The following is a 13014-nucleotide window of genomic DNA, read 5'->3' on the forward strand; positions in this document are numbered from 1 at the left end:
ATGCAATTCAGTGAACTGATGGCTGTTATCTCCACCCATGCGATCCGCCTTCAACAGGACGATGAAGATCTGGTCATTCTGGGCAACGACGACGCGCTGGACGATGCGTTGTGGGACAGCCTCGCCGAACACAAGGCGCAATTGCTGGAGCTGGTCGCCCGCCACGGCGGCGACTGGCAGAGCCCGGCGCTGCGCATCACCCCGGACATGCTGCCGCTGGCGAAACTGGATCAGGACACCCTCGACCGCCTCGTCGCCGCCGTGCCGGGCGGGGCGGCCAACGTGCAGGACATCTACCCGCTGGCGCCGTTGCAGCAGGGCCTGCTCTACCTGCACCTGTCGGCGGCCGAGGGCGATCCCTACGTGTCCCAGGCGCGGTTCACCTTTGACGGCCGCGAGCGGCTGGAGGCGTTCGCCGACGCGTTGCGTTGGGTGATCGGCCGCCACGACATCCTGCGCACCTCCTTCGTCTGGGAGCGCCTGGACGAACCGCTGCAAGTGGTGTGGCGCGAGGCGCCGCTGGTCTGCGAAGAAGTCCCGCTTGACGGCCACGGGGACGTGCTGACGCAACTGCTGGCGCGGCACGACCCGCGGCATTTTCGCCTCGACCTGCGACAGGCGCCGCTGCTGCGGCTGGCGTTCGCCGAAGATCCGGCCAACGGCCGGGTGGTGGCCCTGCTGCTGTTCCACCACATGATCATGGATCACGTCGCCCTCGACGTGGTGCGCCGGGAAATCCAGGCGCACCTGCTCGGCCGCGGCGAAGAGGTTGCGGCGGCGGTGCCGTTTCGCAACCACCTGGCCAAGGCCCGTCTGGAGGCGGACGAGGCGGCGCAGGAGGCCTTCTTCCGCGACATGCTCGCCGACATCGACGAGCCGACGCTGCCGGGCGGCCTGCACGACGTGCAAGGTGACGGCCAGGGCATCGAAGAGGCCTGGCGCATGCTCGACGGCGGCTTGAGCCTGCGCCTGCGCGGGCAGGCGCGGCAACTGGGGGTGAGCGTGGCGAGCCTGACGCACCTGGCGCTGGCGCGGGTGCTGGGGCAGTTGTCCGGGCGCACGGCGGTGGTGTTCGGCACCGTGTTGCTGGGGCGGATGGAGGCGGGCGACGGTGTCGAACAGGCCCTGGGCATGTTCATCAATACCTTGCCGCTGCGGGTGGATGTCGGCGACGGCAGCGTGCGCGACGGCGTGCTGGCGACCCACCGGCGCCTGACCGCGCTGCTCGCCCATGAGCAGGCCCCACTGGCGCTGGCCCAGCGTTGCAGCGCCGTGGCGGTGCCGACGCCGCTGTTCAGCGCCATGCTCAACTACCGCCACAGCAGCGCCGAAGAGGTGGCCGAGGTGATCGACCTGGCGCCGGGCGTGCAGGTGCTGGGCGCCCGCGAGCGCACCAACTACCCGCTGACCGTCAACATCGACGATCTGGGTTTGGACCTGCGCATCACCGCGCTGGCCGACGAGGCCCTGGGCGCCGAGCGCATCGCCGGCTACCTGCACACGGCGCTGGAGAGCCTGGCCGATGCCTTGCAGGAGCGCCCGCAGGCGCCGCTGCACAGCCTGAACATCCTGCCGGCCGCCGAGCGCGAATACCTGCTGCACGGCGTCAACGCGCCGTTGCGCACGTTCCCCGACACGCCCCTGATCCACCAGCAGTTCGAAGCCCACGCGCAGGGCCGGCCCCAGGCCGTGGCGCTGCTGTCCGAAGGCAAGACCTACAGCTACGGCGGGCTCAACCGCCAGGCCAACCGGGTGGCCCACCGTCTGCTGGCCATGGGCATCCGCCCGGACGACCGGGTGGCGATCTGCGTCGAACGCGGCCCGCAGATGATCGTCGGCCTGTTGGCGGTGCTCAAGGCCGGCGCCGGTTATGTGCCCATCGATCCCGCCTATCCGCTGGAGCGGATCGCCTTCACCCTCAAAGACAGCGCGCCCATGGCGGTGCTGATGCAGGCCGGGACACGGGACCGGCTGGGGGCAACCACGGCGCCGAGGGTCGACCTCGACGACCACGACCTGCAGGCCGAACCGGACTTCGACCCGCAGATCCCGGAGCTGACGCCGGCGCACCTGGCCTACGTGATCTACACCTCCGGCTCCACCGGCCAGCCCAAAGGGGTGATGGTCGAGCACCGCAACGTGGCCCGGCTGTTTTCGGCGACCCACGACTGGTTCCAGTTCAACCCGAAGGACGTCTGGGCGCTGTTCCATTCCTTTGCCTTCGACTTTTCGGTGTGGGAGATCTGGGGCGCGCTGGCGTTCGGCGGGCAGTTGCTGGTGGTGCCGCAGCGCATCAGCCGTTCGCCGGACGAGTGCTACGCGCTGTTGTGCCGCACCGGCGTCACCGTGCTCAACCAGACGCCCAGCGCGTTCCGCCAGCTGATCGCGGCCCAGGGCCGCAGCCCGTTGCAGCATTCCCTGCGCGAGGTGATCTTCGGCGGCGAGGCGCTGGAGCCCGGCTCGCTCAAGCCCTGGTACGCGCGGGTCGGCAACGCCGGCACCCGGCTGGTGAACATGTACGGCATCACCGAGACCACGGTGCACGTGACCTATCGACCGCTGGAGGCGGGGGACGCCCGATCGGTCGGCGCCAGCCCGATCGGCGTGCGCATCCCCGACCTGCAACTGTATGTGCTCGACGCCCGCGGCGAACCGCTGCCGGTGGGTGTGGCCGGTGAGCTGTACGTCGGCGGCGCCGGGGTGGCCCGCGGCTACCTGAACCGCGCGACCCTCACGGCCGAACGCTTCATCGCCGACCCCTTCAGCCACCGCGCCGAGGCCCGCCTGTACAAGACCGGCGACCTGGCGCGCCGGGCGGCGGACGGCAGCCTCGAATACCTGGGACGCAACGACGACCAGGTGAAGATCCGCGGTTTCCGCATCGAACTGGGCGAGATCGAAGCGCGCCTGGCCGAGTGCGAAGGGGTGCGCGAAGCGGTGGTGATCGCCCGCGAAGACAACCCCGGCGAGCCACGCCTGGTGGCGTACTGGCTGGCCGAAGAGGGCTTTGAGCCGAGCGCGGCGCAACTGCGCGACCGCCTGCTGCTGTCGCTGGCCGACTACATGGTGCCGAGCGCGTTCGTGCGGCTCGACGCCTTCCCGCTGACCGCCAACGGCAAACTGGACCGCAAGGCGCTGCCGCAGCCCGACGGCGATGCCTTCGCCCGTCGTGGCTTCGAAGCGCCGGTCGGCGAAACGGAGACCCGCATCGCCGCGATCTGGCAGGCGGTGCTGGGGCTGGACTCGGTCGGCCGGCATGACAACTTCTTCGAGCTGGGCGGCCATTCATTGCTGGCGGTCAAGCTGATCGAACGCATGCGCCAGCAGGACCTGCACTGCGACGTGCGCGTGCTGTTCGGCCAGCCGAGCGTGGCCGCGCTGGCGGCGACCCTGGGCGCGGCGCAGACGGTCAGCGTGCCGGCCAACCGCATCGAACCTGGCTGCACCCGCATCACCCCGGACCTGCTGCCGCTGGCCACGCTGGACCAGGCGGCCATCGACCGCATCGTCGAGACCGTGCCCGGCGGCGTCGCCAACGTGCAGGACATCTATGCCCTGGCCCCGTTGCAGGCCGGGATTCTCTACCACCACCTGGCCACCGTCGAGGGCGACCCGTACGTGCTCCAGGCGCAGTTCGCCTTCGATACGCTGACCCAGGTCAAGGCGTTCGTGCGGGCCTTGAACAGCGTCATCGCCCGTCACGACATCCTGCGCACCAGCGTGGTCCGCGAAGGCCTCGAGGAGCCGGTGCAAGTGGTCTGGCGCGAGGCGCCGCTGGCGTTGGAGCGGGTCGATGTCGATCCGCTGGAAGGCGATGTCCTGCGCCAGATGCAGGCGCGCTTCGATCCGCGCCGCTATCGCCTGGATCTCGAGCACGCGCCGCTGATGCGTTTCGCCTACACCCAGGACCCGCAACGCAACCGCTGGGTCGGCATCTTGCTGCTGCATCACATCGTGCTCGACCACACCGCCCTGGAGGTGCTGGTGGCGGAGATGGGCGACGCCCTCAACGACCGCGCCGCCCAAGGGCCGGCGGCGGTGCAGTACCGCAACTACGTGGCGCAGGCCCGGCTTGGCGCGGGGGCCGAGGCCCATGAGGCGTTCTTCCGCGAGATGCTCGGCGACATCGAGGAGCCGACCGTGGCGTTCGGCCTGCATGACGTGCTCGGCGACGGCAGCACCGTCATCGAAAGCGAGATGGCCCTGGACGACAGCCTCGTCGGACGTCTGCGCGGACAGGCCCGACGGCTCGGCATCAGCCTGGCGAGCCTGGTGCACCAGGGCTGGGGCCAGGTGCTGGCGCAGATGTCCGGCCGCGACGACGTGGTGTTCGGCACCGTGCTGCTTGGGCGGATGCAGGGCGGCGAGGGCGCCGACCGGGCGCTGGGCATGTTCATCAACACCTTGCCGCTGCGGGTCGGCGCCGGGTCGGTGCCGGTGGAAGAGGGCGTGCGCGCCACCCATCAACGGCTGGCGCAGCTGCTCGGCCATGAACAGGCCTCGCTGGCCCAGGCCCTGCGTTGCAGCGGCGTGCCTGGCTCGTCGCCGCTGTTCAGCACCTTGCTCAACTACCGTCACAGCGCGCCGCAGGCGCCGGCGCTGGACTGGGACGGCATCCACGTCCTCAGCTCCCGCGAGCGCAGCAACTACCCGCTGGCGGTCAACGTCGACGACTTCGGCCAAGGGCTGCGCCTGACGGTGCAGGCCGTGCCGCGGGTGGATGGGGCGCGGGTCTGCCACTTGCTGCAGACGGCCCTGCTGGGGCTGGCCGACGCACTGGAGCACGACCCGGCCAGGCCGCTGCATCAGGTGTCGGTGCTGTCGCCGGGCGAACGCCAGCGGCTGCTGGTGGGCTTCAACCTGACCGGCCGCGAATACCCGTGCAGGCAGACCGTCCACCGCCTGTTCGAAGCCCAGGCCGCGCTGCGTCAGGACGCGCTGGCGGCGGTGCAGGGCGATGCGCAGTTGAGCTACCGCGAGCTCAACCAGCGCGCCAACCGGCTCGCCCACTACCTGATCGAACTGGGCGTGCAGCCGGGCCACAGCGTGGCGACGCTGCTGCCCCGCTCGCTGGACCTGTTGGTGGCGCAACTGGCGATCGGCAAATGCGCGGCGGTGTACGTGCCGCTGGACATCAACGCCCCGGCCGAGCGCCAGGCGTTCATGGCGCAGGACAGCCGGGCCGTCATGCTGCTGACCCGCACCGACGAGGCCGCCGAATACGCCCCGTGGCGCCTCGACCTCGACACCCTGGCGCTGGACCATCACCCGGTGCACAACCCGGAGCTGCGCCAGTCGTCCGAATCGGTGGCGTACATCATGTACACCTCCGGCTCCACCGGCACCCCCAAAGGCGTGCTGGTGCCGCACCGCGCTGTCGCGCGGCTGGTGATCAACAACGGCTATGCCGATTTCAATGCCGAAGACCGGGTGGCGTTCGCCTCCAACCCGGCGTTCGACGCCAGCACCATGGACGTCTGGGGCGCGCTGCTCAACGGCGGCCAGGTGGTGGTGATCGACCACCGTACCTTGCTTGATCCGCAGGCGTTCGGCCGGGCGCTGACGGCGTCCGGCGTGACGGTGCTGTTCGTCACCACCGCGCTGTTCAACCAGTACGTGCAACTGATCCCGCAGGCGCTCAAAGGCTTGCGCATCCTGCTGTGCGGCGGCGAGCGCGGCGATCCGGCAGCGTTCCGCCGTCTGCGGGCCGAGGCGCCGGACCTGCGCATCGTGCATTGCTACGGGCCGACCGAAACCACCACTTACGCGACCACCTTCGAGGTACGCGACGTGGCGGCGGACGCCGAGAGCGTGTCCATCGGCGGGCCGATCTCCAACACCCAGGTGTACGTGCTCGACGCCCGGCAACAGCCGGTGCCTTGCGGTGCGACCGGTGAGCTGTACATCGGCGGGGACGGCGTGGCGCTGGGTTACCTGAACCGGCCGGACCTGACCGCCGAGAAATTCCTCAAGGATCCGTTCAGCAACCGGCCCGGTGCGTTGCTCTACCGCACCGGCGACCTCGCACGCTGGATGGCGCCGGGTCAACTGGAGTGCCTGGGGCGCAACGACGACCAGGTGAAGGTGCGCGGCTTCCGCATCGAACTGGGCGAAATCGAGACCCGGCTCGCCGCCTGCGCCGGCGTCAGCGAAGCCGTGGTGCGGGTGCGCGAGGCCGAACCTGGCGACAAGCGCCTGGTGGCCTGGTTCACCGCGCACGACAACGATTCGCCGCCGACCGCCGCCGAGCTGAGCGCCGCCCTGCAAGGCCACCTGCCGGACTACATGATCCCGTCCGCCTTCGTGCGGGTGGACGCCTGGCCGCTGACCGCCAACGGCAAGCTGGACCGCAAGGCCTTGCCGGCGCCGGACCGGGCGGCGCTGATCAGCCGTGGTTTCGAAGCGCCGCAGGGGGAGGTCGAAACCGCCCTGGCGCAGATCTGGGCGAGCTTGCTCAAGGTCGAGCGCGTCGGTCGGCACGACCATTTCTTTGAACTGGGCGGCCACTCGCTGCTGGCGGTCAGCCTGATCGAACGCATGCGCCGGATCGGCCTGAGCACCGACGTGCGCGCCCTGTTCAGCCAGCCGACCCTGGCGGCGCTGGCCGCCTCCGTCGGCAGCGGACGCGAGATCGACGTGCCGGCCAACCGCATTCCCGACGGCTGCACGCACATCTCCCCGGACATGCTCACACTGACCGACCTGGATCAGGCCGCCATCGACCGCATCGTCGCCACGGTGCCGTTCGGCGCCGCCAACGTCCAGGACATCTACCCGCTGGCGCCGCTGCAAGAGGGCATCCTGTATCACCACCTCAGCGCCGAAGAGGGCGACCCGTACCTGCTGCAATCGCGCATGGCCTTCGACAGCGTCGAGCGCCTGCATGCCTTCGCCGCCACGTTGCAGAAGGTCATCGCCCGTCACGACATCCTGCGCACCAGCGTGGTCTGGGAAGGCTTGCCGAGCCCGCAGCAAGTGGTCTGGCGCCATGCCGACCTGGCGTTGCAGCACGTGGCGCTGGCGCCTGCGGACGGCGACATCCTCCAACAGCTGCACCAACGCTTCGACGCCCGCCGTCACCGCTTCGACCTGAGCCGCGCGCCGCTGCTGCGCATGGTCTACGCCGAGGATCCGGCGCAGCGACGGGTGGTGGCGATCGTGCTGTTCCATCACTTGATCCTCGACCACACCGCCATGGAGGTGGTGGGCCAGGAAATGCGCGCGTTCATGTTCGGCCGCGCCGACGCACTGGCCGCGCCGACGCCGTACCGCAACTATGTGGCACAGGCGCGGTTGGGCGCGGGCCAACAGGAACATGAGGCGTTCTTCCGCGACATGCTCGGCGACATCGACGAGCCGACGCTGCCCTTCGGCCTGCACGACGTGCAGGGCGACGGACGCGACATCGAGGAAGCCCAGAAACCGCTGGACGACGGCCTGAGCCTTCGCCTGCGCGGTCAGGCACGGCAACTGGGCGTCAGCGCCGCGAGCCTGATGCACCTGGCCTGGGCGCAAGTCGTGGGCGTGCTGGCCAATCGGCGCGACGTGGTGTTCGGCACCGTGCTGATGGGCCGGATGCAAGGCGGCGAGGGCGCCGACCGGACGCTGGGGGTGTTCATCAACACCTTGCCGTTGCGGGTCGATGTCGGCCAAGGCGTGCGCGACGGGGTCAAGGCCGTGCATGCCCGGCTCACCGCGCTGCTCGGCCATGAGCATGCCTCGCTGGCCCTGGCCCAGCGTTGCAGCGGCGTGCCGGGCTCGTCGCCGCTGTTCAGCGCACTGCTCAACTACCGTTACAGCGCGGCCGAACACCAGGCCCGTGACGGCGAAGGGATCTGGGAGGGCGTGCAGCTGCTGGGCGGCGAAGAGCGCAGCAACTACCCGCTGACCCTGAGCGTCGATGACCGGGGCGAAGGGTTCGCCCTCGCGGTGCTGGCGGCGGGCGGGATCGGCGCGCAGCGCATCTGCGCCTACATGCACACGGCGCTGGAGCGCCTGGTCGAAGCGCTGGAACAGTCGCCGGAGGTGGCGCTGAACCGTCTGCCGATCCTCTCGACCGACGAGCAGGCGAGCCTGCTGGAAGGCTTCAACCCGCCGGTGACGGCCTATCCCCGGGGCGCGACGATCCATGCCCTGGTGGAGGCCCAGGCCGAGCGCAACCCGCAGGCGCCTGCGGTCATCCAGGGCGCGGAACAACTGACCTACGCTCAGCTCAACCGCCGCGCCAACCGCCTGGCCCATCACCTGCTCGGCCTCGGCGTGCGGCCGGACGACCGCATCGCGATCTGCGTGAACCGCAGCCCGGACATGCTGGTGGGGCTGCTGGCGATCCTCAAGGCCGGCGCCGGTTATGTGCCGGTGGATCCGGCGTACCCGGCCGAGCGCATCGCCTACCTGTTGCAGGACAGCGCCCCGGTGGCGGTGCTGGCGCAGACATCGACCCTGCACCTGACCGGCGCACTGCCGGTGGTGAACCTGGACGCCGGTGACTGGCAAGTGCAGCCGGACCGCAATCCGCAGGTGCCGACCCTGACCCCGGCGCACCTGGCCTACGTGATCTACACCTCAGGCTCCACCGGCCAGCCCAAGGGCGTGATGGTCGAGCACTCGACCCTGGAGAACCTCGTGCACTGGCACGCCGAAGCCTTCGACCTGCACGCCGGCAGCCACACCGCCAGCGTCGCCGGGTTCGGCTTCGACGCCATGGCCTGGGAAGTCTGGCCGGCGCTGTGCATGGGCGCGACCCTGCACCTGCCGCCGGCCGCGGTCGGCAACGAGCACCTGGACGAACTGCTCGACTGGTGGCGCGCGCAGCCGTTGCAGGTGAGCTTTCTGCCGACGCCGGTGGCCGAGTACGCCTTCAGCCGCGAACTGCAGCACCCGACCTTGCGCACCTTGCTGATCGGCGGCGACCGGCTGCGTCAGTTCAACCGCGAGCAGACTTTCGCGGTGGTCAACAACTACGGCCCGACCGAAGCCACGGTGGTCGCCACCTCCGGGCCGGTCGAGGCGGGCGGCGCGTTGCACATCGGCAAGCCGATGGCCAACGCCCGGATCTACCTGCTGGATGAGCAGCAGCGTCCGGTGCCGGTCGGCGTGGCCGGCGAGCTGTACGTGGCCGGCGCCGGGGTGGCGCGGGGTTACCTGAACCGGGCGCCACTGACGGCCGAACGGTTCCTCGACGACCCGTTCAGCGATGAGCCCCAGGCGCGCATGTACCGCACCGGCGACCTCGCGCGCTGGCGGCCCGACGGCAATATCGAGTACCTGGGCCGCAACGACGATCAGGTGAAACTGCGCGGCGTGCGGGTCGAGCTGGGCGAAATCGAAGCGGCGCTGGCCCGCCATCCGGCGGTGCAGGAGGCCGTGGCGCTGGTGCGCGACGGGCAATTGCTGGCGTGGTTCACCGCCCAGGCAGCGGTCGGCATCGACGAGCTGCGCAGCCATCTGCACAGCCTGTTGCCGCAGGCGCTGGTGCCGGCGGCCTACGTGCGGCTCGACGCCTTGCCGCTGACCGCCAACGGCAAACTGGACCGCAGGGCCTTGCCCGAGCCGGGGCCGGACGCCTGGCTGAGCCGTGGCTACGAAGCGCCGCAGGGCCCGGTCGAGACCGCGCTGGCGCAGATCTGGGCGGACGTGCTGAAAGTGGAGCAGGTCGGCCGCCACGACCACTTCTTCGAACTGGGCGGGCATTCGCTGCTGGCGGTGAGCCTGATCGAGCGCATGCGTCAGATCGGCCTGAGCACCGATGTGCGCGTGCTGTTCAGCCAGCCGACCCTGGCGGCGCTGGCCGCTGCGGTGGGCAGCGGGCGCGAAGTGGACGTGCCGCCCAACCGCATTGCGGACGGTTGCACCCGCATCACTCCGGACCTTCTGACCCTGATCGAACTGGATCAGGACAGCATCGACCGGGTGGTGGCCACGGTGCCGGGCGGTGCGGCCAACGTGCAGGACATTTACCCGCTGGCGCCGTTGCAGGAGGGGATTCTCTACCACCACCTGAGCGCCGTGGAGGGCGACCCGTACCTGCTGCAATCGCGGTTGGCGTTCGACAGCCCGGCGCGGCTGGCGACCTTCGCCGCGGCGCTCGATCAAGTCATCGCACGGCACGACATCCTGCGCACCGGCGTGGTCTGGCAGGGGCTGGCGACGCCGGTGCAGGTGGTCTGGCGCCATGCCGCGCTGTCGCTCGAAGCGGTGACGGTGGATCCGGCGCAGGGGGACGTGGCCGGGCAGTTGCAGGCGCGGTTCGATGCGCGGCAGGTGCGGCTGGACATCAGTCAGGCGCCGATGATGCGGCTGGTGCATGTGCAGGATCCGGCCAACGGCCGGGTGGTGGCCACGCTGCTGTTCCACCACATCAAAATGGACCACACGGCCATGGACACGGTGCGCCAGGAAATCCAGGCCATCATGCAGGGCGACGACCGCGTGCCCGTGGCTTCGGTGCCGTATCGCAACTATGTGGCCCAGACCCGTTTAGGCACCCGCGAGCAGGAGCACGAAGCGTTCTTCCGTGACCTGCTCGGCGATGTCGACGAGCCGACGCTGCCGTTTGGCTTGCTGGATGTGCAGGGGGGCGGGCATGACCTCGAAGAGGTCCGCCAGATGTTGCCTTCGGCGCTGTCCCTGCGTCTGCGCAGCCAGGCGCGACTCGCGGGGGTGAGCGCGGCCAGCCTGTTCCACCTGGCGTGGGCACGGGTGCTGGGCGCCGCGTCCGGCCAGGATCGGGTGGTGTTCGGTACCGTGCTGCTGGGCCGGATGCAGGCCGGCGCTGGCGCCGACCGTGCGCTGGGGATGTTCATCAATACCCTGCCGTTGCGGGTGGATCTGGGCGAGACCGGCGTGCGCATCGGCGTCAAGACAACCCATGAACGGCTGACGGCGCTGTTGGGGCATGAGCATGCCTCGTTGGCCCTGGCCCAGCGTTGCAGCGGCGTGCCGGTGCCGTCACCGTTGTTCAGCGCGATCCTCAACTACCGTCACAGCGAAAACGACGAGCCGCAACAGGCGGTGCGCCAGGCTTGGGAGGGCATCGAGACCCTCGCCAGTGAAGGGCGCACCAACTATCCGTTGTCGCTGAATGCCGATGACCTGGGCCGCGACTTCAGAATCACGGCGATGGCCCCGGTTCGCATCGGCGCCGCGAAGGTGTGCGGCTACATGCAACAGGCGCTGACGGCGCTGGTCGACGCCTTGGAGCAGTCACCGCAGCAACCGTTGAACCGGCTGGCGGTGCTGCCGGACGAGGAGCGCCGCCAGGTGCTGCACGGCCTCAACGCCGCCGAGATCGGCCACGACCTGGAGCAGACCGTCCACGCGCTGTTCGAGGCCCGGGCGCAACGTTCGCCGCTGGCCGTGGCGGTGCAGTGCGGCGGGCAGCGCCTGAGCTACGCCGAGCTGGACGGGCAGGCCAACCGCCTGGCCCGTCACCTGCAAGGCCTGGGCGTCGGGCCGGACTCGCGTGTGGCGATCTGCGTCGAGCGCGGGCCGGACATGGTGGTCGGGCTGCTGGCGATCCTCAAGGCCGGCGGTGCCTATGTGCCGCTGGATCCGGGCTACCCGGCCGAGCGCCTGGCCTACATGCTCAAGGACAGCGCAGCGGTGGCCGTGCTGATGCACGGCGCCACCCGCGCCCTGCTGGAGGGCACCGGGGTGGCGCAGATCGACCTCGACCGCTGCACCTGGCAGGCCAACCCGGACACGGCCCCGCCGGTGTCGGGCCTGAGCCCGTCGAACCTGGCCTACGTGATCTACACCTCCGGCACCACCGGGCGGCCGAAAGGCGTGATGGTCGAACACCGCAGCCTGGTCAACCTGGTGCGCTGGAGCGCCCGGCACTGCCCGCAGGCGGCGGACGGCGCCCTGTTGCAGAAGACGCCGTACAGTTTCGACGCGTCGGTGTGGGAGCTTTTCTGGCCGCTGACCGCCGGCCTGCGGCTGGTGCTGGCCGGTCCGGACGACCACCGCGACCCGGCCGAACTCGTGCGTCTGGTCATCGAGCAGCGCATCAGCGTGATCCAGTTCGTGCCGGCGCTGCTGCAGCAATTCATCGAGCTTGAGCAGGCCGGCCAGTGCACCCGTCTCACCGATGTGTTCTGCGGCGGCGGGGAACTGACCGCCGCGCTGGTGCGCAAGGTGCGCGAGCGTCTGCCGCAAGTGCGGCTGCACAACGTCTACGGCCCGACCGAAGCCACGGTGGATGCGACGGTGTGGACGCTGGATCCGTCCGCTGCGGTTGCGCAGCACGCGCCGCCCATCGGCCGCGCCGTGGACAACACGCTGCTGTACGTCCTGGATTCCGGGCAACAGCCGGTGCCGCTGGGTGTGGCGGGCGAGCTGTACATCGGCGGGGTGCAGGTGGCCCGGGGTTACATGGGCCGATCGGACCTGACCGGCGAGCGTTTCCTCAAGGATCCGTTCAGCGGCCGGCCGGGCGCCCGGATGTACCGCACCGGCGACATCGTCCGGTACGGGGCCGACGGCCAGCTTGAGTACCTGGGGCGCAACGACGATCAAGTGAAACTGCGCGGGCTGCGCATCGAACCGGGCGAAATCCAGGCGTGCCTGGAGCAGGCCGACGGCGTGCGCGAGGCGGTGGTGCTGATCCGCGAAGAGGCGTCCGCAGACAAGCGGCTGGTGGCCTACTGCACCGGCGAGCGGCAAGACGCCGCGAGCCTGCGCAGCCATCTGCTGGCGCGTTTGCCGGACTACATGGTGCCGACCGCGTTCGTGCACCTGGAGGCGTTGCCGCTGAGCCCCAACGGCAAGCTTGACCGCCGGGCGCTGCCGGCACCGGACGAGTCCTCGGTCATCACCCGCGAATACGAAGCCCCGCAGGGTGAAACGGAAATCATCCTCGCGCGGCTGTGGGCCGAACTGCTCAAGGTGGAGCGGATCGGCCGGCACGACCATTTCTTCGAATTGGGCGGGCACTCGCTGCTGGCGGTCAGTCTGATCGGCCGGTTGCGACAAGAAGGCATGGAAGCCGACGTCAGGGCGCTGTTCGAACAC

The 13014-nt window shown here is 69.9% G+C and carries 1 protein-coding gene (cut by a window edge); it reads left to right on the forward strand.

The features are described 5' to 3' along the window. Positions 1–13014, forward strand: the 5' portion of a protein-coding gene (locus tag KVG96_RS08580; RefSeq protein WP_217891615.1) for a non-ribosomal peptide synthetase. The gene runs 54 nt beyond the window's last position; 13014 of the gene's 13068 nt are visible here — the first part of the coding sequence; its start codon is at positions 1–3; its stop codon lies off the right edge, out of view.

It is taken from the genome of Pseudomonas ekonensis, from assembly GCF_019145435.1.
GTDB classification, from domain to species: Bacteria; Pseudomonadota; Gammaproteobacteria; order Pseudomonadales; family Pseudomonadaceae; genus Aquipseudomonas; species Aquipseudomonas ekonensis.